The organism is Billgrantia aerodenitrificans, from assembly GCF_021404405.1.
Classification (GTDB): Bacteria; Pseudomonadota; Gammaproteobacteria; order Pseudomonadales; family Halomonadaceae; genus Halomonas; species Halomonas aerodenitrificans.
In genome coordinates this window covers 37,847-60,123 of sequence record NZ_JABFTV010000016.1, presented here as the reverse complement: position 1 = coordinate 60,123, position 22,277 = coordinate 37,847, and the positions used below count along the sequence as shown (strand labels likewise).

At 62.5% G+C, this 22,277-nt stretch carries 19 protein-coding genes, 4 tRNA genes and 1 rRNA gene; all 24 read left to right on the top strand.

The genetic code is table 11. The annotated features are described in order from the left end of the window. Nucleotides 1-6 precede the first annotated feature (6 nt). Nucleotides 7-122 (top strand): 5S ribosomal RNA (gene rrf, locus HOP59_RS22275). 172 nt (nt 123-294) lie between these two features. Further along, nucleotides 295-1,278, top strand: coding sequence for a biotin--[acetyl-CoA-carboxylase] ligase (locus tag HOP59_RS22270; protein WP_010626452.1), 984 nt, complete (start codon nt 295-297; stop codon nt 1,276-1,278). Further along, nucleotides 1,275-2,114 carry a type III pantothenate kinase gene (locus HOP59_RS22265; RefSeq protein ID WP_010626453.1) on the top strand — a complete coding sequence of 280 codons (840 nt, stop codon included), beginning with the start codon at nt 1,275-1,277 and terminating at the stop codon, nt 2,112-2,114. The genes HOP59_RS22270 and HOP59_RS22265 overlap by 4 nt, the downstream gene beginning before the upstream one ends. A gap of 116 nt (nt 2,115-2,230) precedes the next feature. After that, nucleotides 2,231-2,314: transfer RNA gene (locus HOP59_RS22260), tRNA-Tyr, on the top strand. Nucleotides 2,315-2,358: 44 nt separating this feature from the next. Further along, a tRNA-Gly gene (locus HOP59_RS22255) sits at nt 2,359-2,432 on the top strand. A 37-nt stretch (nt 2,433-2,469) separates the two neighbouring features. Further along, nucleotides 2,470-2,544 (top strand) — tRNA-Thr (locus HOP59_RS22250). Nucleotides 2,545-2,686: 142 nt separating this feature from the next. Then, a tRNA-Trp gene (locus HOP59_RS22245) sits at nt 2,687-2,762 on the top strand. A 67-nt stretch (nt 2,763-2,829) separates the two neighbouring features. Beyond that, a complete protein-coding gene (gene secE / locus HOP59_RS22240; RefSeq protein ID WP_010626454.1) occupies nt 2,830-3,198 on the top strand; it encodes a preprotein translocase subunit SecE in 369 nt (122 codons plus the stop codon). 8 nt (nt 3,199-3,206) lie between these two features. Continuing rightward, a complete protein-coding gene (nusG, locus tag HOP59_RS22235) occupies nt 3,207-3,740 on the top strand; it encodes a transcription termination/antitermination protein NusG (RefSeq protein WP_010626455.1) in 534 nt (177 codons plus the stop codon). An 88-nt stretch (nt 3,741-3,828) separates the two neighbouring features. Next, on the top strand, nt 3,829-4,260 hold the full coding sequence (rplK, locus tag HOP59_RS22230; RefSeq protein ID WP_010626456.1) for a 50S ribosomal protein L11: 432 nt from the start codon (nt 3,829-3,831) through the stop codon (nt 4,258-4,260). A 2-nt stretch (nt 4,261-4,262) separates the two neighbouring features. Beyond that, nucleotides 4,263-4,955: a 50S ribosomal protein L1 gene (gene rplA / locus HOP59_RS22225; protein ID WP_010626457.1), complete on the top strand. Its 693-nt coding sequence runs from the start codon at nt 4,263-4,265 to the stop codon at nt 4,953-4,955. A gap of 265 nt (nt 4,956-5,220) precedes the next feature. Next, nucleotides 5,221-5,724, top strand: coding sequence for a 50S ribosomal protein L10 (gene rplJ / locus HOP59_RS22220; RefSeq protein WP_010626458.1), 504 nt, complete (start codon nt 5,221-5,223; stop codon nt 5,722-5,724). 86 nt (nt 5,725-5,810) lie between these two features. Then, nucleotides 5,811-6,182, top strand: coding sequence for a 50S ribosomal protein L7/L12 (rplL, locus tag HOP59_RS22215; RefSeq protein ID WP_010626459.1), 372 nt, complete (start codon nt 5,811-5,813; stop codon nt 6,180-6,182). A 235-nt stretch (nt 6,183-6,417) separates the two neighbouring features. Then, on the top strand, nt 6,418-10,497 hold the full coding sequence (gene rpoB / locus HOP59_RS22210; RefSeq protein ID WP_010626460.1) for a DNA-directed RNA polymerase subunit beta: 4,080 nt from the start codon (nt 6,418-6,420) through the stop codon (nt 10,495-10,497). Between the two features lie 11 nt (nt 10,498-10,508). Next, entirely contained in the window at nt 10,509-14,729 is a 4,221-nt protein-coding gene (rpoC, locus tag HOP59_RS22205) for a DNA-directed RNA polymerase subunit beta' (RefSeq protein WP_010626461.1), read from the top strand. A 145-nt stretch (nt 14,730-14,874) separates the two neighbouring features. After that, nucleotides 14,875-15,249: a 30S ribosomal protein S12 gene (gene rpsL / locus HOP59_RS22200; RefSeq protein ID WP_010626462.1), complete on the top strand. Its 375-nt coding sequence runs from the start codon at nt 14,875-14,877 to the stop codon at nt 15,247-15,249. A gap of 125 nt (nt 15,250-15,374) precedes the next feature. Beyond that, nucleotides 15,375-15,845: a 30S ribosomal protein S7 gene (rpsG, locus tag HOP59_RS22195; RefSeq protein ID WP_010626463.1), complete on the top strand. Its 471-nt coding sequence runs from the start codon at nt 15,375-15,377 to the stop codon at nt 15,843-15,845. A 45-nt stretch (nt 15,846-15,890) separates the two neighbouring features. Continuing rightward, nucleotides 15,891-18,011, top strand: a complete 2,121-nt coding sequence (gene fusA / locus HOP59_RS22190) for an elongation factor G (RefSeq protein ID WP_010626464.1) — start codon at nt 15,891-15,893, stop codon at nt 18,009-18,011. A 30-nt stretch (nt 18,012-18,041) separates the two neighbouring features. Then, nucleotides 18,042-19,235, top strand: coding sequence for an elongation factor Tu (gene tuf / locus HOP59_RS22185; RefSeq protein WP_010626465.1), 1,194 nt, complete (start codon nt 18,042-18,044; stop codon nt 19,233-19,235). 164 nt (nt 19,236-19,399) lie between these two features. Next, nucleotides 19,400-19,711 carry a 30S ribosomal protein S10 gene (rpsJ, locus tag HOP59_RS22180; protein ID WP_010626466.1) on the top strand — a complete coding sequence of 104 codons (312 nt, stop codon included), beginning with the start codon at nt 19,400-19,402 and terminating at the stop codon, nt 19,709-19,711. 150 nt (nt 19,712-19,861) lie between these two features. After that, nucleotides 19,862-20,500 carry a 50S ribosomal protein L3 gene (gene rplC / locus HOP59_RS22175; RefSeq protein WP_010626467.1) on the top strand — a complete coding sequence of 213 codons (639 nt, stop codon included), beginning with the start codon at nt 19,862-19,864 and terminating at the stop codon, nt 20,498-20,500. 14 nt (nt 20,501-20,514) lie between these two features. After that, entirely contained in the window at nt 20,515-21,120 is a 606-nt protein-coding gene (gene rplD, locus HOP59_RS22170) for a 50S ribosomal protein L4 (protein ID WP_086507993.1), read from the top strand. Continuing rightward, nucleotides 21,117-21,413, top strand: coding sequence for a 50S ribosomal protein L23 (gene rplW, locus HOP59_RS22165; RefSeq protein WP_010626469.1), 297 nt, complete (start codon nt 21,117-21,119; stop codon nt 21,411-21,413). The genes rplD and rplW overlap by 4 nt, the downstream gene beginning before the upstream one ends. 17 nt (nt 21,414-21,430) lie before the next feature. Next, nucleotides 21,431-22,258 carry a 50S ribosomal protein L2 gene (gene rplB, locus HOP59_RS22160; RefSeq protein ID WP_010626470.1) on the top strand — a complete coding sequence of 276 codons (828 nt, stop codon included), beginning with the start codon at nt 21,431-21,433 and terminating at the stop codon, nt 22,256-22,258. Nucleotides 22,259-22,277: the final 19 nt, after the last annotated feature.

Genomic DNA, 22,277 nt, shown 5'->3' with positions numbered 1-22,277 from the left:
TTTTCGCCTGACGACCATAGCGAGTGGGAACCACCTGATCCCATGCCGAACTCAGCAGTGAAACCGCTCAGCGCCGATGGTAGTGTGGGGCCTCCCCATGCGAGAGTAGGTCATCGTCAGGCACTTCTTCAGAAACCCCGGCCAACTGGTCGGGGTTTCGCCGTTTCTGGCCACCAGCTATCCCCAAAACCCCGAGCTCAGCCGAGCTCGGGGTTTTTCTTTATCCGGTCAATGCGTTTCCGCGGAGGCGGCAGTTCGCTAGAATGACTTTTTTCCCGACTAGGGCAACAGAGCATGACCATCGGTGATCTCATTCGGCTGCTGAGCGACGGAGAGTTCCATTCCGGCGAGCAGTTGGGGGAGCGGCTGGGTGTATCGCGCACCGCGGTGTGGAAGCAGCTCAAGAAGCTCGAGGCAATGGATATCCCGCTCGAGGCGGTCAAGGGGCAGGGGTACCGCCTCTCCGCGCCGCTGGAGCTGCTGGATGGTTCGCGAATCGTGGCCGAGCTGTCGCGCAAGGGGCGGCAGCATCTGGCCAGGCTCTTCGTCGAGGAGACGCTGCCCTCAAGCAACGAGTTCATTCGCCAGCGCTTCGCTCAAGGTGCCGGCCATGGTGAGGTGTGCCTGGTCGAGCAGCAGAGTGCGGGGCGCGGGCGTCGTGGCCGAGTCTGGACGACGCCCTGGGGGCGTGCACTCATGCTGTCGGTCGGGTGGCGCTTCGAGACCGGCGTGGTGGCGCTGGAGGGGCTGAGCCTCGCGGTAGGGGTCGCGCTGTCTCGCGTGCTGGAGCGTCACGGTGTCTCTTCCAGGCTCAAGTGGCCGAATGACGTGCTGCTCGAGGATGGGGAGGGGAACCTGGGCAAGCTGGCAGGCATCTTGGTAGAGATCAGCGGGGACGCAGCGGGTCCCTGTGAGGTCGTGGTGGGCATGGGTATCAATTTTGATCTGCCAACGAGCTTTCGAGAGAGAATCGAGCAGAAGGTGGCGGCCGTGCATGATCAGGCCTCGTCGCTCTCACGCAATCGGCTGGCCGCTGAGCTGCTGGATGAGCTCATGCCGCTGCTGGCCGAGTATGAGACATCCGGCTTTGTCGCCTGGCAAGGCGAGTGGAATGCACGGCATGCCTTCCAGGGCTGCCAGGTCGAAGTGCAGAGAGGGCAGCAGCGGTTCACGGCAACGGCCGAGACCGTCGATGCCTCTGGCAATCTCTGGGTTTGCCATGAGCGGGGGCGTGAGCGCCTGGGGGGTGGTGAGATCAGCGTGCGTGGGCGTACATGATCCTTGACCTGGACATCGGCAACACACTTTCCAAGTGGCGGCTGAAGGATGCCGACAGCAGCGAGATTCGCTCACGGGGGGCCGTCTGGACCCGTGAGGAGTGGAAGCCTGGCTCCGATATTCCCGATCTCGACGTGGTGGAGGCGGTGCGAATCTCGAGCGTTGCGCGCCAGGCGGTGCTGGAACAGACGGTAACGCTGCTGCAGAGCCGAGTGCGTAGCGTGCATGTGGCGCGCTCGGTACCCGAAGCCTTGGGCGTGATGAACGGCTACGAGGAGCCGCATCGCCTGGGTGTCGACCGCTGGATGGGCGTGCTGGCCGGCTACCAGCTGGCTGGGGGCTGCTGCGCCGTGGATTGCGGCAGTGCCATCACCATCGATTTCGTGCTGCCGGGCGGGCGTCACCTGGGGGGGTATATCCTGCCGGGGCTGCGTCTGATGAAAGAGAGCCTGCAGCTCGGCACGCGCAATGTGGCCATCGATCCCGACAGCGAGGCAGAGGAGCTACTGCTGCCGGGGCGGCGAACCGTCGAGGCCGTGAACCATGGCATCTATCTGGCCGCTGTCAGTGCCGTGAATCGAATCTATGCCGAGGTCTGTGATCGTGAAGGGATTGCCTTGCCGCTGTTGCTGACGGGCGGCGATGCGCGCGTGGTGGCGCGAGGAGTGCACTCTCCCCATGCGATATGGCCTGACATGGTCTATGGCGGGCTCGAAGCGTGTTTCCCGCTGACCGCTGCCGAGCGAGCCGGGCGTATGTCGGGGGCGCCCCGTGTGCCTGAGCCTGCAGGACTCGAAAAAATCAGGGCGGGCCTTGCATTCTCCATGCTGCTTTGACACAATGCAGCGCGTTCCGAGGCCAAGGGGTCGTCGCACTGACGAGCTTTTCGGCAAGTGGCTGATAAATAAGCGCTTGACATGGCTTCGGTAGGCGGTAGAATGAGCCGCCATCTGGAGGGGTTCCCGAGTGGCCAAAGGGAGCAGACTGTAAATCTGCCGCGAAAGCTTCGAAGGTTCGAATCCTTCCCCCTCCACCAGATTGTCCCATCGAGGTTTGTGTCTGGATGGGAAGAGTGGGTAGGCGGGCATAGTTCAATGGTAGAACCTCAGCCTTCCAAGCTGATGATGCGGGTTCGATTCCCGCTGCCCGCTCCAGGCATTCGGCTGTGGTAGGTTGGGTGTGAAAGGTTTTGCTCATGTAGCTCAGGGGTAGAGCACACCCTTGGTAAGGGTGAGGTCGACGGTTCAAATCCGTCCATGAGCTCCATTGCAGAAAGGCGAGCCTGGGCTCGCCTTTCTTTTCTTCGCGGCGTCAGTTCGCCGGGAAGGGTTGCCAGTCGGCGGAGTATCCGCTATCATGGCGCCCGCTGTTACGTATGCGTCTGCAAGAGGTGCTGCGTGTCAGGTACAGGCCAGTAGCTCAATTGGCAGAGCAGCGGTCTCCAAAACCGCAGGTTGGGGGTTCGATTCCCTCCTGGCCTGCCAACCTTCCCCAGGTTGGCTTCTTCATACGAACATGCTCGATTGCCGCACCCTGAGGAGTCTCGTTTTCATGAAACACAACGCCGAGGTGCAGGAGTCGCGCCACGACGGGCTCAAGTGGGCGGTTGTCGTCACGCTGGTGACGTTGGCTGTAGTGGGCAATACCTACTACGCCGATCAGGCGCTTCTCTATCGTGTGCTTGGTGTCGTCGTGCTTTGTCTGGGTGCTGCAGGCATTGCCCTGACGACCGCCAGGGGGCGCGATCTCGCCGAGTTGGCCAAGAACGCCAAGAAAGAGATCCAGCGTGTGGTGTGGCCGACCCGTCCCGAGACGGTGCAGACGACTGCCATCGTGCTGGTCGCCGTGCTGATCGTCGGGCTGATGCTGTGGCTGATCGACACCCTTCTAAGCTGGGCGATGTCCGGCGTCATCGGTTAGGAGTCTTCATGTCCAAGCGTTGGTACGTCGTGCACGCCTACTCCGGCTTCGAGAAGCATGTCATGCGCTCCCTCAAGGAGCGCGTGAAGATGTATGGCATGGAGGATCGCTTCGGCGAGATCCTGGTGCCGACCGAAGAGGTCGTCGAGGTGCGTGACGGCAAGCGTCGCAAGAGCGAGCGCAAGTTCTATCCCGGCTACGTGCTGGTCGAGATGGAAATGGACGACGGCACCTGGCACCTGGTCAACGAAACCCCGCGTGTGATGGGGTTCATCGGTGGTACCAAGGAGAAGCCGGCGCCGATCACCCAGAAAGAAGCCGACGCCATTCTGCGCCGCGTGAAAGACGGCAGCGACAAGCCGCGGCCCAAGACCATGTTCGAGCCGGGTCAGTCCGTGCGCGTCATCGACGGACCCTTTGCCGACTTCAACGGCGTGGTCGAAGAGGTCAACTACGACAAGAGCCGCCTGCAGGTCAGCGTGCTGATCTTCGGTCGGGCGACGCCTGTCGAGCTCGAGTTCTCGCAGGTCGAGAAGGAATGACTCTCGACCTCTGATTTGCTGTGCGGCCGCCGCGCTGGCCGCTTAACCCGGGGAGCCGCAAGGCGCTACTACCCAACTGGAGTCCATCATGGCCAAGAAAGTACAGGCTTACATCAAGCTGCAGGTGGCAGCTGGTAAGGCCAACCCGAGTCCCCCCGTGGGCCCCGCGCTGGGTCAGCACGGTGTCAACATCATGGAGTTCTGTAAGGCATTCAATGCCGCGACCCAGGACATCGAGCCGGGTCTGCCGACTCCCGTGGTGATCACCGTCTATTCCGACCGCAGCTTCACCTTCATCACCAAGACGCCGCCGGCGGCCGTCCTGCTGAAGAAGGCGGCTGGCATCAAGTCCGGCTCCGGTGAGCCGAACAAGAAGAAGGTCGGTACCGTGACCCGTGCACAGCTCGAAGAGATCGCCAAGACCAAGGAGCCCGATCTGACGGCTGCCGATCTCGATGCCGCGGTGCGTACCATTGCCGGCAGTGCCCGCAGCATGGGCCTCAACGTGGAGGGTCTCTGATCATGGCCAAGCTTTCCAAGCGCGCTCAGATGATTCGCGAGAAGGTCGACGCTTCCAAGGCTTACAGCCTGGAAGAGGCCGTGGCACTGCTCGCCGAACTCTCTACCGTTAAGTTCAAGGAGTCGCTGGACGTCGCCATCAATCTGGGTGTCGATCCGCGTAAATCCGACCAGGTGGTGCGTGGCGCTACCGTCATGCCCAACGGAACCGGCAAGGACGTGCGCGTCGCCGTGTTCACTCAGGGCGCCAATGCCGATGCCGCCAAGGAAGCCGGTGCCGATATCGTCGGCATGGACGACTTGGCCGAGCAGGTCAAGAAGGGTCAGCTCGATTTCGACGTGGTCATCGCCTCGCCGGACGCCATGCGCGTGGTCGGCCAACTGGGCCAGATCCTCGGTCCGCGCGGTCTGATGCCGAACCCCAAGGTCGGCACCGTGACGCCCGACGTGGCCACTGCGGTGAAGAATGCCAAGGCTGGTCAGGTACGTTTCCGTACCGACAAGAACGGCATCATTCACACCACTCTGGGCAAGGTCGACTTCGATGCCGACGCCATCCGGGGCAACCTGGAAGCGCTGGTCGCGGACCTCAAGCGTCTCAAGCCGAGCACGTCCAAGGGTATCTATTTCAAGAAGGTCACCCTGTCCACTACCATGGGCCCGGGTCTGACCCTCGATCACTCTGCCCTCGTCTAAGGACGCGGTAGAGAATAGTTGCAAGAACTTTGCGGTCCCCGAGGTCCTGCCTGGCAGGGGCGAGGGGCGCCGTCAAAGACCGCAGGTGCCGCCCTCTTTCGAGTGGGCGGCTTAATCTCCCCTAGGGGTGCCTGCGCAGATGGTGTGGCCGCCAGAACGCTGGTGAGCACCATCACCCAGGACTCCCATCGGCGCTTGCGTTGAGGGGAGAGATGGTAACCACCGGAGTCCGCTTATGCGGTTCCGGCACGAAGGAGTGATCACTGTGCCACTAGCACTCGAAGGCAAGAAGGCGATCGTTGCCGAGGTCAGTGAAGCTGCCAAGAGCGCACTCTCCGTCGTAGTTGCCGATTCTCGTGGCGTCACGGTCGAGAAGATGACCGGTCTGCGCAAGCAGGCACGCGAGAATGGCGTCCAGCTGCGTGTTGTCCGCAACACCCTGGCACGCCGCGCCCTTTCCGGCACTCAGTGGGAGTGTCTGAACGAGAGCTTCGTCGGTCCGACTCTGCTGGCGTTTTCCACCGAGCATCCGGGCGCTGCCGCCCGTCTGTTCAAGGATTTCGCCAAGGATGAGAAGAACTTCGAAGTCAAGGCGCTGGCCTACGAAGGCGAGCTGATTGCGGCAAGCGACATTGACCGTCTGGCAACCCTGCCGACTTATGACGAGGCCATCGCCAAGCTGATGTCCGTCATGAAGGAAGCATCTGCCGGCAAGCTGGTTCGTACTCTGGCCGCCCTGCGCGACCAGAAGCAGGAACAGGCCGCCTGATCGGCGAACTCGTTGCTGTAGCCTGAATCGAACACTGAATAGAGCGCTCGGTGCGCCGAGGCTCCCGCAAAGTTAGGAATACCGAAATGGCACTTACCAAAGAAGACATCATCAACGCCGTCGCCGACATGTCCGTGATGGAAGTCGTCGAGCTGATCGAAGCGATGGAAGAGAAGTTCGGCGTCTCTGCCGCTGCCGCCGTCGTGGCCGGTCCGGCTGCTGGTGGTGAAGCCGCTGCCGAAGAGCAGACCGAGTTCGACCTGGTGCTGGCCAGCGCCGGCGACAAGAAGGTCAACGTGATCAAGGCTGTGCGCGAGATCACCGGTCTGGGCCTGAAGGAAGCCAAGGCTGCCGTCGACGGCGCCCCGGCTACCATCAAGGAAGCCATGCCCAAGGCAGAGGCCGATGAGGCCAAGAAGAAGCTGGAAGAAGCCGGCGCCACCGTGGAACTCAAGTAACCCCTTGGTTTCCATGGCTTCACGCGCTGCGTAAGCTTCCACGGCTGGTGGCGGGCCCTCCCGCTGCCGGCCTTTTTCTGTTGCACTAGCGCCTTGCTGACGCAGCGTCGCTAGCAGAATCCCGACGGCGAGCTACCCCCTGTGGAGCTTGCCGTCAGCGCCTGACGGGGGCGGTCTCGTCGGGCGGCGCCGACCACGCATCGGTCACCCATGGTGAACAAGCTGGGGAATACAGATGGCTTACTCATACACTGAGAAAAAACGCATCCGCAAGGATTTCGGCAAACTGCCCCAAGTGATGGATGTGCCCTACCTGCTGGCGATCCAGCTTGATTCCTACTACGACTTCCTCCAGCAGGACCGCGCCCCCGATGAGCGCCTCGAGACCGGACTGCATGCGGCGTTCAAGTCCGTGTTCCCGATCGAGAGCTTCTCCGGCAACGCGGCGCTCGAGTACGTCAGCTATCGCTTCGGTACCCCGGCCTTCGACGTCAAGGAGTGCCAGCTGCGTGGCGTCACCTACTCCGCTCCCTTGCGGGTCAAGGTTCGCTTGATCATCTACGATCGCGACTCTTCCAACAAGGCCATCAAGGACATCAAGGAGCAGGAAGTCTACATGGGGGAGATCCCCCTGATGACCGAGAACGGCACCTTCGTGGTCAACGGCACCGAGCGGGTCATCGTTTCCCAGCTGCATCGCTCGCCGGGCGTGTTCTTCGATCATGACAAGGGCAAGAGCCACTCCTCGGGCAAGCTGCTCTATTCCGCTCGCGTGATTCCTTATCGCGGCTCCTGGCTCGACTTCGAGTTCGATCCCAAGGACAACGTCTTCGTGCGTATCGACCGTCGCCGCAAGCTGCCGGCCACGGTGCTGCTGCGCGCGCTGGGCATGAGTGCCGAGGAGATCCTCGACGAGTTCTTCGACACCAGCGTCTTCCACATCGAGAAGAGCGGTTTCTCGGTGGAGCTGGTGCCGTCGCGCCTGCGTGGCGAAACCGCCACCTTCGACATCAAGGATGCCGATGGCAACCTGATCGTCGAGGAAGGTCGCCGTATCACCCAGAAGCATATCCGTCAGCTGGAGAAGGCCGGCCTCGAGCGCCTCGAAGTGCCGATGGATTACCTGTTCGGCAAGACCCTGGCCAAGGATCAGGTCGATGCCAATACCGGCGAGCTGATCTGCCCCTGCAACAGCGTGATCACCCCGGAACTGCTCGAGAAGCTGGGCCAGGCCGGCATCACCAAGCTCGAGACGCTGTACACCAACGATCTCGACTGCGGTCCGTTCGTCTCCGAGACCCTGCGCCTGGATACCACCAGCTCGCAGCTCGAGGCGCTGGTCGAAATCTACCGCATGATGCGCCCCGGCGAGCCGCCCACCAAGGAAGCCGCCGAGACGCTGTTCCACAACCTGTTCTTCACCGAAGACCGCTACGACCTTTCCGGCGTCGGTCGCATGAAGTTCAACCGTCGCCTGCGTCGTGATTCCGACGTCGGCTCCGGCGTACTCGACAACCGTGACATCCTCGACGTGCTCAAGGAGCTGATCTACATCCGTAACGGCTTCGGCGAAGTCGACGATATCGATCACCTGGGCAACCGTCGTATCCGCTGCGTCGGCGAGATGGCCGAGAATCAGTTCCGCGTGGGCCTGGTGCGCGTCGAGCGTGCGGTCAAGGAACGTCTCTCCATGGCCGAGAGCGAAGGCCTGATGCCGCAGGACCTGATCAACGCCAAGCCGGTGGCGGCGGCGGTCAAGGAGTTCTTCGGTTCCAGCCAGCTCTCGCAGTTCATGGACCAGAACAACCCGCTCTCCGAGGTCACCCACAAGCGCCGCGTCTCCGCGCTTGGTCCGGGCGGTCTGACCCGCGAGCGGGCCGGCTTCGAGGTGCGCGACGTTCACGCCACCCACTATGGCCGTCTGTGTCCGATCGAGACCCCGGAAGGTCCGAACATCGGTCTGATCAACTCGCTGGCCACCTACAGCCACACCAACAGCTACGGCTTCCTCGAGACGCCGTACCGCAAGGTAGTGGACCGCCAGGTGACCGACGAGGTGGTACACCTCTCGGCCATCGAGGAGGGCGACTTCATCATCGCCCAGGCTTCGGCCACCGTCGATGAGAGCGGCAAGCTGGTCGACGACCTGGTACAGGTGCGCCACAAGGGCGAGACCACCTTCATGCGCCCCGAGCAGGTCACCCTGATGGACGTGTCTCCGCGTCAGGTGGTCTCGGTGGCAGCGGCGCTGATCCCGTTCCTTGAGCACGACGATGCCAACCGCGCTCTGATGGGCTCGAACATGCAGCGTCAGGCGGTACCGACCCTGCGCGCCGAGAAGCCGCTGGTGGGTACCGGCATGGAGCGTTTCGTCGCCCGCGACTCCGGCGTGTGTGCCGTGGCGCGTCGCGGCGGGGTCATCGACTCGGTCGACGCCAAGCGCATCGTGGTACGTATCAACGAGGACGAGATCATCGGCGGCGAAGCCGGCGTCGACATCTACAACCTCACCAAGTACGTGCGTTCCAACCAGAACACCTGCATGAACCAGCGCCCCATCGTGCGTCCCGGCGACGTGGTCGAGCGCGGCGACATCCTGGCCGACGGTCCCTCCGTCGACATGGGTGACCTGGCCCTGGGTCAGAACATGCGCATCGCCTTCATGCCTTGGAACGGCTACAACTTCGAGGACTCGATTCTGCTCTCGGAGCGCGTGGTGCAGGAGGATCGCTTCACCACCATCCACATCCAGGAGCTGACCTGCGTTTCCCGCGACACCAAGCTGGGGCCGGAGGAGATCACCTCGGATATCCCCAACGTGGGTGAGTCGGCACTCTCCAAGCTGGACGAGGCCGGCGTGGTCTACATCGGCGCCGAAGTCGGCCCGGGCGACATCCTGGTGGGCAAGGTCACGCCCAAGGGCGAGACCCAGCTGACCCCGGAAGAGAAGCTGCTGCGGGCGATCTTCGGTGAGAAGGCCTCCGACGTGAAGGATACTTCGCTGCGTGCCCCCACCGGCATGCGCGGTACCGTGATCGACGTGCAGGTGTTCACCCGCGACGGCGTGGAGAAGGACTCCCGGGCGCTGGCCATCGAGCAGATGCAGCTCGACGAGGTGCGCAAGGACCTGCAGGAGACCTACCGCATCGCTGAGGACGCCACCTTCGAGCGTCTCAAGCGCACGCTCTCCGGCCAGCCGGTCAACGGCGGACCCAAGCTTAAGAAAGGCGACGTGCTCTCCGACAGCTACCTCGACGAACTGCCGCGTCAGCAGTGGTTCAAGCTGCGCCTGCAGGACGAGTCGCTCAACGAGCTGCTGGCCCAGGCCGACGAGCAGTTGGAGAACCGTCGCAAGGAGATGGAGGAGCGCTTCGAGGACAAGAAGCGCAAGCTGACCCAGGGCGACGACCTGGCGCCGGGCGTACTCAAGATCGTCAAGGTCTACATGGCGGTCAAGCGTCGTATCCAGCCGGGTGACAAGATGGCCGGCCGTCACGGTAACAAGGGTGTCATCTCGGCAATCATGCCGGTAGAAGACATGCCCTTCGACGACAACGGCGTGCCGGTGGACATCGTCCTCAACCCGCTGGGCGTACCGTCGCGGATGAACGTCGGTCAGATCCTCGAGACCCACCTGGGCCTGGCGGCCCAGGGCCTCGGCGTCAAGATCGACGCTCTGCTGCGCGATGCACGCACCCAGCAGGTGAGCGAGATTCGCGAGTTCCTGGGCAAGGTGTACAACTCCACCGAAGGTACCCGGATCGAGGACATCGACTCGCTCTCCGACGACGAGGTGATCGCCCTGGCCAAGAACCTGCGCGGCGGCGTGCCGATGGCTTCGCCGGTGTTCGACGGCGCGGCGGAAGGCGAGATCAAGCACCTGCTGCGCCTGGCGGATCTGCCGGATTCCGGCCAGATGGCGCTGTACGACGGGCGTACCGGTGACGCCTTCGACCGCCCGGTGACGGTGGGCTATATGTACATGCTCAAGCTCAACCACCTGGTGGACGACAAGATGCACGCCCGTTCCACTGGCTCCTACTCGCTCGTCACCCAGCAGCCGCTGGGCGGTAAGGCGCAGTTCGGCGGTCAGCGTTTCGGTGAGATGGAGGTGTGGGCGCTGGAAGCTTACGGCGCCGCCTATACCCTCCAGGAGATGCTCACGGTGAAGTCCGACGACGTGGAAGGTCGCACCAAGATGTACAAGAGCATCGTCGACGGCGACCACACCATGCATGCCGGCATGCCGGAATCCTTCAACGTACTGGTGAAGGAAATCCGTTCGCTGGGCATCGATATCGAGTTAGAGAGCTAGGAGCCGACTCCATGAAAGATTTGGTGAAAGTCCTCAAATCGCAATCACAGTCTGAAGAGTTCGACGCGATCAAGATCTCGCTCGCCTCGCCGGACATGATTCGCTCCTGGTCCTATGGCGAGGTCAAGAAGCCCGAGACCATCAACTACCGTACCTTCAAGCCGGAGCGGGACGGGCTGTTCTGCGCCAAGATCTTCGGTCCGGTGAAGGACTACGAGTGCCTGTGCGGCAAGTACAAGCGCATGAAGCACCGCGGCATCATCTGCGAGAAGTGCGGCGTCGAGGTGACCAAGGCAGCCGTGCGTCGCGAGCGCATGGGCCACATCGAGCTGGCCTCGCCGGTGGCGCACATCTGGTTCCTCAAGTCGCTGCCGTCGCGTATCGGCATGTTCCTCGATATGACCCTGCGCGATATCGAGCGGGTGCTCTATTTCGAGAGCTTCGTGGTCATCGATCCGGGCATGACCACCCTGGAGCGCGGCCAGCTGCTCAACGACGAGCAGTACTTCGAGGCCCTCGAGGAGTTCGGTGACGACTTCGACGCCCGCATGGGCGCCGAGGCCATCCAGGCGCTGCTCAAGGACATCGACCTTGCCGAGGAGGTCGACCGTCTGCGCGAGGAGATCCCGCAGACCAACTCCGAGACCAAGATCAAGAAGCTCTCCAAGCGGCTCAAGCTGCTGGAAGCCTTCCTCAACTCCGGCAACGATCCGGCGTGGATGGTCATGGAAGTGCTGCCGGTGCTGCCGCCGGACCTGCGTCCGCTGGTGCCGCTGGACGGCGGTCGCTTCGCCACCTCCGACCTCAACGACCTGTATCGTCGGGTGATCAACCGCAACAACCGCTTGAAGCGGCTGCTCGATCTCAATGCGCCGGACATCATCGTGCGCAACGAGAAGCGCATGCTGCAGGAAGCGGTCGATGCGCTGCTCGACAACGGTCGTCGCGGCCGGGCCATCACCGGCTCCAACAAGCGTCCGCTGAAGTCGCTGGCCGACATGATCAAGGGCAAGCAGGGGCGTTTCCGTCAGAACCTGCTGGGCAAGCGCGTCGACTACTCCGGTCGTTCGGTGATCACCGTCGGCCCGACCCTGCGTCTGCACCAGTGCGGTCTGCCGAAGAAGATGGCGCTCGAGCTGTTCAAGCCGTTCATCTATTCCAAGCTGCAGACCTTGGGTCATGCTTCCACCATCAAGGCAGCCAAGAAGATGGTCGAGCGCGAGCTGCCCGAGGTGTGGGACATCCTCGCCGACGTCATCCGCGAACACCCGGTGCTGCTCAACCGTGCGCCGACCCTGCACCGTCTCGGCATCCAGGCCTTCGAGCCGCTGCTGATCGAGGGCAAGGCGATCCAGCTGCACCCGCTGGTATGTGCCGCCTACAACGCCGACTTCGACGGTGACCAGATGGCGGTACACGTGCCGCTGACGCTGGAAGCCCAGCTCGAGGCGCGGGCGCTGATGATGGCCACCAACAACGTGTTGTCGCCGGCCAACGGTGACCCGATCATCGTGCCGTCTCAGGACGTGGTGCTGGGTCTGTACTACATGACCCGCGAGAAGATCAACGCCAAGGGCGAGGGCATGGTGTTCTCCGACCTCAAAGAGGTGGAGCGTGCCTTCGGTACCCAGAGCGTGTCGCTGCATGCCCGGGTCAAGGTGCGTCTCACCGAGGTGATCATCGACGAGGAGAGCGGCGAGCACAGCACCGCCCGCACCCTCTACGACACCACGGTGGGTCGTGCGCTGCTGTTCCGTATCCTGCCCGACGGCGTGCCGTTCGAGCTGGTCGATCAGCCGATGAAGAAGAAGGCAATCTCCAAGCTGCTCAACGAGGTGTATCGTCGTGCCGGCCTCAAGCCGACGGTGATCTTTGCCGACCAGTTGATGTACACCGGTTTCCGTATGGCGACCTGGTCCGGCGCTTCCATCGGCGTCAATGACTTCGTCATTCCCGACGCCAAGAGCGAGATCGTCGAAGCCGCCGAGGCCGAGGTCAAGGAGATCGAGGACCAGTTCTCCTCCGGTCTCGTCACCGCTGGCGAGAAGTACAACAAGGTCATCGATATCTGGTCCAAGGCCAACGACAAGGTGGCCAAGGCGATGATGGCGGGTATCTCCAAGGAGACCGTGATCGACCGCAACGGCAACGAGGTGGAGCAGGACTCGTTCAATAGCGTCTTCATCATGGCCGACTCCGGTGCCCGGGGTAGCGCGGCTCAGATCCGTCAGCTGGCAGGTATGCGTGGCCTGATGGCGAAGCCGGACGGCTCGATCATCGAGACACCCATCGTGGCCAACTTCCGCGAGGGTCTGAACGTACTGCAGTACTTCATCTCGACCCACGGCGCGCGTAAAGGTCTGGCGGATACCGCCCTCAAGACCGCCAACTCCGGTTACCTGACCCGTCGTCTGGTCGACGTGGCGCAGGACATGGTGATCACCGAGACCGATTGCGGCACCGAGCAGGGCCTGACCCTGCACCCGGTCATCGAAGGCGGCGACATCATCGTCTCCCTGGCCCAGCGCGTGCTGGGTCGCGTGGTGGCCCAGGACGTCATCGACCCCAGCACCGAAGAAGTGCTGATCGAGAAGGGCACCCTGCTCGACGAAGCCTGGTGCGAGCGTCTCGACACCATGGGCGTCGACGAGATCGTGGTGCGCAGCGCCATCACCTGCGAATCGACTCACGGGGTCTGCTCGTCGTGCTACGGCCGCGATCTGGCCCGCGGGCATCAGGTCAACATCGGCGAGGCCGTCGGCGTCATCGCCGCCCAGTCGATCGGTGAGCCGGGTACCCAGCTGACCATGCGTACCTTCCACATCGGCGGTGCGGCATCGCGTGCCTCTGCGGTGGACAGCGTTCAGGTCAAGCACGGCGGCAAGGTCCGTCTGCACAACATGAAGTTCGTCGAGCGCACCGACGGCAAGCTGGTGGTGGTGTCCCGCTCCAGCGCCCTGGCGGTGGCCGACGAGCACGGCCGCGAGCGCGAGTACTACAAGCTGCCTTACGGCGCCGAGCTGTCGATCAAGGACGGCGACGCGGTGGATGCCGGCCAGATGGTCGCCAAGTGGGATCCGCACACCCACCCGATCATTGCCGAAGTCGAAGGTAAAGTGCAGTACGTCGACATGGTCGAGGGTGTCACCATCCACCGCAGCGTGGACGAGATGACCGGCCTGTCGTCCATCGAGGTGATCGAGTCGGCGGCGCGCCCGCAGGCCGGTCGCGACAGCCGCCCGATGATCCTGCTCACCGACGAGAGCGGTGAGCCCATCAGCGTGACGGGCTCGAACACCCCGGTGCAATACTTGCTGCCCGGCAAGGCCATCGTCTCGGTCGACCATGGTGCCAAGATCGGTATCGGTGAAATCGTTGCGCGTATTCCGGTGGAAGCGTCCGGCAACAAGGACATCACCGGTGGTCTGCCCCGCGTGGCCGACCTGTTCGAAGCGCGCAAGCCGAAGGAACCGGCCATCCTCGCCGAAGTCAGCGGTACGATCAGCTTCGGCAAGGAGACCAAGGGCAAGCGTCGTCTGACCATCACGCCGGACGACGGTGGCGATCCGTTCGAGATGCTGATCCCGAAATGGCGCCAGATCGCGGTCTTCGAAGGCGAGACCGTGGAGAAGGGCGAGGTGATCTCCGATGGCCCGAGCAACCCCCACGACATCCTGCGCCTGCTGGGTGTGGCGGAGCTGGCCAAGTACATCACCGCTGAGATCCAGGAGGTCTATCGCCTCCAGGGCGTGGGCATCAACGACAAGCACATCGAAGTGATCGTGCGTCAGATGCTGCGCAAGGTTGAGATCACCGACTCGGGCGACTCGGATTTCATCCCGGGCGACCAGGTCGAACTGGTCAAAGTGCTCGAGCAGAATGCGCTGCTGGAACATGCCGAGAAATTCCCGGCTCGCTACCAGCGTGTGCTGCTGGGTATCACCAAGGCCAGCCTGGCCACCGAATCGTTCATCTCCGCGGCCTCCTTCCAGGAGACCACGCGGGTGCTGACCGAGGCGGCGGTAACCGGCAAGCGCGACTACCTGCGCGGCCTCAAGGAGAACGTGGTGGTCGGTCGTCTGATCCCGGCAGGTACGGGGCTGGCCCACCATCAGGAGCGTCGCCGCAAGCGGGAAGATACCGAGCGTCTGCTCCACCCGTCGGCTTTCGACGTCGAGCAGGAGCTGGGCGCCCAGCTCACCGCTCTCGACTCGGACGACGACGAGCTGTAAGCGAGGTGGGCGTCAGGTGCCGGGAAGCTCCCCGTCGCTTGACGCCTGACCCCGTTAGACCTTAGAATGCGCAGCCTTTAACAGTGGGGTGGGTGCGCCCGCGTCCGCTGAAAGGCAAGGCAACCATTGGAGTCAGCTACACAACATGGCAACGATCAACCAGCTCGTGCGCAAGCCGCGCAAGCGCCCCGCCGCCAAGAGCGACGTGCCGGCGCTGCAGGCCTGTCCGCAGAAGCGCGGTGTCTGCACCCGCGTCTATACCACTACCCCGAAGAAGCCGAACTCGGCCCTGCGTAAGGTCTGCCGTGTGCGCCTGACCAACGGGTTCGAGGTTTCGTCCTACATCGGCGGTGAAGGTCACAACCTTCAGGAACACTCTGTCGTGCTGATCCGCGGCGGCCGTGTCAAGGACTTGCCGGGTGTGCGTTACCACACCGTGCGCGGCGCCCTCGACACCTCCGGCGTGCAGAACCGTAAGCAGGGCCGTTCCAAGTACGGCACCAAGCGTCCGAAGTCCTGATCGACCTCGAGGCGTTACCAGAATCAATTTCGGTCTGATAAGAGTAAGGTCGGGCGTCGCGGGTTCGAGCTGAGCGTGCGGGAGTTCCGGGTTTGCCTGAAAGACCCTTCGATAGAGGGCTTGTCATGCCTAGAAGAAGAGTTGTTGCCAAGCGCGAGATCCTGCCGGATCCCAAGTTCGGAAGCGAGCGCCTGGCCAAGTTCATGAACCACCTGATGGTCAGCGGCAAGAAGTCCACAGCTGAGCGTATCGTCTACGGTGCGCTGGACACGGTTGCCGAGCGTAGTAAGGAAGAGCCGCTGGAGATCTTCGATCGCGCGCTGGAAGCCATTCAGCCGATGGTCGAGGTCAAGTCCCGCCGCGTTGGCGGTGCGACCTATCAGGTGCCCGTGGAAGTTCGTCCCTCGCGTCGCCAGGCGCTGGCCATGCGCTGGTTGGTGGATGCGGCGCGCAAGCGCGGTGAAAAGACCATGGTGCAGCGCCTTGCCGGCGAAATGCTCGATGCCGCCGAAGGCAAGGGCTCCGCGGTCAAGAAGCGTGAAGACGTGCATCGCATGGCCGAGGCCAACAAGGCGTTCTCGCACTACCGTTTCTAAGCGCAGCGCCTCTCAACGCATCGCCAATCAACGGGGAGTTTCACCGTGGCACGCAAGACACCTCTCAACCGCTATCGCAATATCGGGATCTGTGCCCACGTCGACGCGGGCAAGACCACCACTACCGAGCGTGTGCTTTTCTACACCGGTCTGTCTCACAAACTCGGTGAGGTGCACGATGGTGCGGCGACCACCGACTGGATGGAGCAGGAGCAGGAGCGCGGTATCACCATTACCTCCGCTGCTGTGACGACCTTCTGGAAGGGCATGAACCAGCAGTTCGACGAGCACCGCATCAACATCATCGACACCCCTGGGCACGTCGACTTCACCATTGAAGTCGAGCGCTCCCTGCGCGTGCTCGATGGCGCCGTCGTGGTGCTGTGCGGCAGCTCCGGCGTTCAGCCCCAGACCGAGACCGTCTGGCGCCAGGCCAACAAGTACGAAGTGCCGCGCATGGTGTTCGTCAACAAGATGGACCGTACCGGCGCCGACTTCTTCATGGTCGTGAAGCAGCTCAAGGAGCGCCTGAACGCCAACGCCGTGCCGATCCAGATCAACTGGGGCACCGAGGACGAGTTCAAGGGCGTCATCGATCTGATCGAGATGAAGGCGATCCTCTGGAACGAAGCCGACCAGGGCATGAGCTACGAGCTCGTCGACATTCCCGCCGAGCTCCAGGAGACGGCCGAGGAGTATCGCGAGCAGATGGTCGAAGCCGCTGCCGAAGCCTCCGAAGAGCTGATGGACAAGTACCTCGAAGAGGGCGAGCTCTCCACCGAGGAGATCAAGGCCGGCCTGCGTCGTCGTACCCTGGACAACGAGATCGTGCTGGTCACCTGCGGCTCTGCGTTCAAGAACAAGGGCGTGCAGGCGGTGCTCGACGCCGTGATCGAATACATGCCGTCTCCGGCCGAGGTCAAGGCCATCGAAGGTGAGCTGGACGACAAGGACGGCACCGTCGCCACGCGTGAAGCGGACGATAGTGCTCCTTTTGCCGCCCTGGCATTCAAGATCGCCACCGATCCCTTCGTCGGTACCCTGACCTTCATTCGCGTCTACTCGGGCGTGCTGAAGTCGGGCGACAGCGTCTATAACTCGGTCAAGCAGAAGAAGGAGCGCGTTGGCCGTATCGTGCAGATGCATGCCAACTCCCGCGAAGAGATCAAGGAAATTCTGGCCGGCGACATCGCCGCCTGCATCGGCTTGAAGGACGTCACCACCGGTGACACCCTGTGCGACCTGGAGAACAAGATCATTCTCGAGCGCATGGAATTCCCGGAGCCGGTCATCTCGGTGGCCGTGGAGCCGAAGTCCAAGGCCGACCAGGAGAAGATGGGCGTGGCGCTGGGCAAGCTGGCCCAGGAAGATCCGTCATTCCGCGTCAAGACCGACGAAGAGACCGGTCAGACCATCATCTCCGGCATGGGCGAGCTGCACCTCGACATCATCGTCGACCGCATGCGTCGCGAGTTCAAGGTCGAGGCCAACATCGGCAAGCCGCAGGTGGCTTACCGCGAAACCATTCGCGGCAAGGTCGAGCAGGAAGGCAAGTTCGTGCGTCAGTCCGGCGGTCGTGGCCAGTACGGTCATGTCTGGCTGCGCATCGAGCCGCTCACCGAGGCGGACAAGGGCGAAGACGAAGAGATGCACTTCAAGTTCGCTTCCGAGATCGTCGGCGGTGTGGTACCCAAGGAGTACGTGGGTGCCGTCGAGAAAGGGGCCTACGAGCAGCTGCAGAACGGTGTCATCGCGGGTTACCCGATGATCGACGTCAAGGTCACGCTGTACGATGGCTCCTACCATGACGTGGACTCGAACGAGAACGCGTTCAAGGTCGCCTCTTCCATGGCTGTCAAGGAAGGGGCCCGCAAGGCCAAGGCCGTGCTGCTGGAACCGGTGATGAAGGTCGAAGTCGTGACCCCCGAGGATTTCATGGGTGACGTCATGGGCGACCTGAACCGTCGCCGCGGTCTGGTGCAAGGCATGGATGACTCTTCCTCCGGCAAGATCATCCGCGCGATGGTGCCTCTGGGCGAGATGTTCGGTTATGCAACCGATCTGCGTTCTCAGACCCAGGGTCGTGCGAGCTACGTTATGGAGTTCGCGAAGTACGAAGAGGCGCCCTCCAGCATCGTTGAAGCCGTCATCAACCAGAAAGGCTAACCGCTAGCAAACGTTAAAGAGGTTATCGAAGTGGCTAAGGAAAAATTCGAACGTTCCAAACCGCACGTCAACGTCGGCACCATCGGTCACGTCGACCACGGCAAGACCACTCTGACTGCGGCCCTGACTCGCGTTTCTGCTGAGGTCTTCGGCGGTGAATGGCGTCAGTTCGACTCCATCGACAACGCTCCGGAAGAGCGTGAGCGTGGTATCACCATCGCCACCTCTCACGTCGAGTATCAGTCCGAGCAGCGTCACTATGCTCACGTCGACTGCCCGGGGCACGCCGACTACGTCAAGAACATGATCACCGGTGCCGCTCAGATGGACGGCGCTATCCTGGTCTGTTCCGCTGCCGACGGCCCCATGCCGCAGACTCGCGAGCACATCCTGCTGTCTCGTCAGGTTGGCGTTCCGTACATCGTCGTGTTCCTGAACAAGGCCGACATGGTCGACGACGAAGAGCTGCTCGAGCTGGTCGAGATGGAAGTTCGTGAGCTCCTGAACGAGTACGACTTCCCGGGCGACGACACTCCGATCATCACCGGTTCCGCGCTGATGGCGCTGAACGGTGAGGACGAGAACGGCATGGGCACCACCGCCGTTGCCAACCTGATCAAGGCCCTGGACGACTACATTCCGGAGCCGGAGCGTGCCATCGATCAGCCGTTCCTGATGCCGATCGAAGACGTGTTCTCCATCTCCGGTCGCGGCACCGTGGTTACCGGTCGTATCGAGCGCGGTATCGTCAAGGCTGGCGAAGAAGTCGAGATCGTCGGTATCAAGGACACCACCAAGACTACCGTTACCGGTGTCGAGATGTTCCGCAAGCTGCTCGACGAAGGTCGTGCCGGTGAGAACGTCGGCGCCCTGCTGCGCGGCACCAAGCGTGACGAAGTCGAGCGTGGTCAGGTGCTGGCCAAGCCGGGTTCCATCAACCCGCACACCGTCTTCGAAGCCGAAGTGTACGTGCTGTCCAAGGAAGAGGGCGGTCGTCACACCCCGTTCTTCAAGGGCTACCGTCCGCAGTTCTACTTCCGTACCACTGACGTGACCGGTACCTGTGAACTGCCGGAAGGCGTCGAGATGGTCATGCCGGGCGACAACGTCAAGATGGTTATCACCCTGATCGCTCCGATCGCCATGGACGAAGGCCTGCGTTTCGCCATCCGTGAAGGCGGTCGTACCGTCGGCGCCGGCGTCGTGGCCAAGATCGTTCAGTAAGCCCTGGGCTGCTGACTGATCGAAGGGGGCTCCGTGAGGAGCCCCCTTTCTGCGCACCTGATGCAGAGTGTTTGACTCTCGCATCCGGCGTGCATATAATGCGCATCCTTTGAATGCGTGGGTAGGCGGCTCGCGCCGTCGACATCCATTGGAGTTTAGGGCAAATGCAGAACCAGAAGATTCGCATTCGGTTGAAGGCATTCGACCATCGCCTGATCGACCAGTCCGCCGCGGAGATCGTTGATACCGCCAAGCGTACTGGTGCTCAGGTGCGCGGTCCGATCCCGCTGCCGACCAATCGTGAGCGCTACACTGTGCTGATCTCACCGCACGTCAACAAGGACGCGCGTGACCAGTACGAGATTCGCACTCACAAGCGCGTGCTCGATATCGTCGAGCCGACTGAAAAGACCGTCGATGCCCTGATGAAGCTCGACCTCGCCGCCGGCGTGGACGTTCAGATCAAGCTCGACTAACCACACTAGACACCCGCGGCCCAGCGCTCTTTCAAACGAGTGAGAGCAGCAGCCGCCACGCCGTGATGGCGTCATACAACGTGCTAGTGGAATGCTCTGGAAAGGGCAGCCATAGCGGGTGATAGCCCCGTACACTAAAGGAGACTGAGAATGACTATCGGTTTGCTCGGTAGAAAGGCCGGTATGACCCGTGTCTTTACCGAAGATGGCGCTTCCGTGCCCGTAACCGTTATCGAGGTTGAGCCGAATCGCGTCGCCAGCGTGCGGACCGTCGAGTCCGACGGTTATGCGGCGATTCAGGTCACAACCGGCTCCCGCAAGGCCAAGCATCTTACCAAGGCGCAGGCAGGTCAGTACGCCAAGGCAGGTATCGAGGCCGGTCGTTCGCTGATGGAGTTCCGCCTCAATGAAGGTGATGAGGCTCCGGAAGTGGGCGGCGAACTCACCGTATCCCTCTTCGAAGCTGGTCAGAAGGTCGACGTGACCGGCACCTCCAAGGGCAAGGGCTTCCAGGGCGCCGTCAAGCGCTGGAATTTCCGTACCCAGGATGCCACCCACGGTAACTCCCTGTCGCATCGTGCGCCGGGTTCCATCGGTATGTGTCAGACCCCGGGTCGTGTCTTTAAAGGCAAGAAGATGGCCGGTCAGATGGGCAACGTCCGCTGCACCGTCCAGAGCCTCGAAGTCGTGCGGGTCGATGCCGAGCGCAACCTGCTGCTGATCAAGGGTGCCGTGCCCGGTGCTACCGGTAGTGACGTCATCGTTCGCAGCGCCGTCAAAGCTGGCTGAAGGGGAGAGATCCGATGAATCTGAATCTTGCTGCAGGCGCGGGTACTGTCGAAGTCGCCGACGCCACCTTTGGCAAAGAATTCAACGAGGCGCTGGTTCACCAGGTCGTCACCGCCTATCTGGCCGGTGGTCGCCAGGGCACCCGTGCTCAGAAGACCCGTTCCGACGTGCGCGGCGGTGGCAAGAAGCCGTGGCGTCAGAAGGGCACCGGTCGCGCTCGCGCCGGTACCATCCGTTCGCCGCTGTGGCGCAGCGGTGGTGTGACCTTTGCGGCCCGTCCGCAGGACCACTCGCAGAAGGTCAACCGCAAGATGTATCGCGCCGCGATGCGTTCCATCCTGTCCGAGCTGGTGCGCCAGGAGCGCCTGATCGCCATCGACGAGTTCACCGTCGATGCGCCGAAGACCAAGCAGCTGGTGGCCAAGCTCAACGAGCTGGGTCTGGAGAAGGCGCTGATCGTCACCGAGGAAGTCGACGAGAAGCTCTATCTGGCCGCCCGCAACATCCCCAACGTGGATGTGGTGGACGTGGCTGCTGCCGATCCGGTGAGCCTGATCGCCTTCGACAAGGTGCTGGTCACCGTCTCTGCTCTGCGTAAATTCGAGGAGAAGCTGGCATGAACCAGGAGCGCGTATTCAAGGTTCTGCTTGGTCCGCACGTGACCGAGAAGGCCGCTTTCGCCGCCGAGCGCAACCAGTATGTGTTCAAGGTGGCCAGCGACGCGACCAAGCCCGAAATCAAGCAGGCCGTTCAGGTGCTGTTTGGCAAGAAGGTCGACCGCGTCCAGGTGCTGAACATGAAGGGCAAGACCAAGCGCAGCGCGCACGGTCTGGGCCGCCGTCAGGGTTACCGCAAGGCGTACGTGACCCTGGCAGCTGGTGAAACGCTCGAAGACTTCACTGGCGCCGAATAAGGGCAGGAGTACGGATCATGGCAATCGTCAAGACAAAACCCACATCCGCCGGTCGTCGCCACGTCGTCAAGGTCGTCAGCGAAGGCCTGCACAAGGGCAAGCCCTATGCGCCGCTGCTGGAAAAGCAGTCGCGCAGCGGTGGACGTAACAACAACGGTCGCATCACTACCCGCCACGTGGGCGGTGGTCACCGTCAGCATTACCGGATCGTCGACTTCAAGCGCACCAAGGATGGCATTCCTGCCATCGTCGAGCGCCTCGAGTACGATCCCAATCGTAGCGCGCACATCGCGCTGCTGAAGTACCTGGACGGCGAGCGTCGTTACATCATCGCGCCCAAGGGCGTGAGTGCTGGCGACAAGCTCGAGTCCGGCGTGAACGCGGCGATCAAGAAGGGCAACACCCTTCCGCTGCGTAACATCCCGCTGGGTTCCACCGTTCACTGCATCGAGCTCAAGCCCGGCAAGGGCGCCCAGATCGCTCGCAGTGCCGGTACCAGCGCCCAGCTGGTCGCCCGTGAAGGCAGCTATGCCACCTTGCGTCTGCGCTCCGGCGAGATGCGCAAGGTGCTGGCCGACTGCCGTGCGACCCTGGGTGAAGTGAGCAACTCTGAGCACAGCCTGCGTCAACTTGGCAAGGCCGGTGCAAAGCGCTGGAGAGGCGTGCGTCCGACCGTTCGCGGTGTCGCGATGAACCCGGTAGATCACCCGCACGGTGGCGGTGAAGGCCGCACCAGCGGTGGTCGCCATCCGGTTACGCCGTGGGGTGTGCCCACCAAGGGCCACAAGACCCGCAAGAACAAGCGCACTGATGCGCTGATCGTTCGCCGCCGCAAGGCCAAGTAACAGACACTAAGAGGTAACG

Coding starts and splice junctions, on each gene's coding strand:
- rpsL (WP_010626462.1), top strand. CDS start 14,875: ATGGCAACGATCAACCAGCTCGTGCGCAAGCCGCGCAAGCGCCCCGCC.
- rplK (WP_010626456.1), top strand. CDS start 3,829: ATGGCCAAGAAAGTACAGGCTTACATCAAGCTGCAGGTGGCAGCTGGT.
- nusG (WP_010626455.1), top strand. CDS start 3,207: ATGTCCAAGCGTTGGTACGTCGTGCACGCCTACTCCGGCTTCGAGAAG.
- rplA (WP_010626457.1), top strand. CDS start 4,263: ATGGCCAAGCTTTCCAAGCGCGCTCAGATGATTCGCGAGAAGGTCGAC.
- rpoC (WP_010626461.1), top strand. CDS start 10,509: ATGAAAGATTTGGTGAAAGTCCTCAAATCGCAATCACAGTCTGAAGAG.
- rplD (WP_086507993.1), top strand. CDS start 20,515: ATGAATCTGAATCTTGCTGCAGGCGCGGGTACTGTCGAAGTCGCCGAC.
- rpoB (WP_010626460.1), top strand. CDS start 6,418: ATGGCTTACTCATACACTGAGAAAAAACGCATCCGCAAGGATTTCGGC.
- rplB (WP_010626470.1), top strand. CDS start 21,431: ATGGCAATCGTCAAGACAAAACCCACATCCGCCGGTCGTCGCCACGTC.
- rplC (WP_010626467.1), top strand. CDS start 19,862: ATGACTATCGGTTTGCTCGGTAGAAAGGCCGGTATGACCCGTGTCTTT.
- rplW (WP_010626469.1), top strand. CDS start 21,117: ATGAACCAGGAGCGCGTATTCAAGGTTCTGCTTGGTCCGCACGTGACC.
- rpsG (WP_010626463.1), top strand. CDS start 15,375: ATGCCTAGAAGAAGAGTTGTTGCCAAGCGCGAGATCCTGCCGGATCCC.
- HOP59_RS22270 (WP_010626452.1), top strand. CDS start 295: ATGACCATCGGTGATCTCATTCGGCTGCTGAGCGACGGAGAGTTCCAT.
- rpsJ (WP_010626466.1), top strand. CDS start 19,400: ATGCAGAACCAGAAGATTCGCATTCGGTTGAAGGCATTCGACCATCGC.
- secE (WP_010626454.1), top strand. CDS start 2,830: ATGAAACACAACGCCGAGGTGCAGGAGTCGCGCCACGACGGGCTCAAG.
- HOP59_RS22265 (WP_010626453.1), top strand. CDS start 1,275: ATGATCCTTGACCTGGACATCGGCAACACACTTTCCAAGTGGCGGCTG.
- rplL (WP_010626459.1), top strand. CDS start 5,811: ATGGCACTTACCAAAGAAGACATCATCAACGCCGTCGCCGACATGTCC.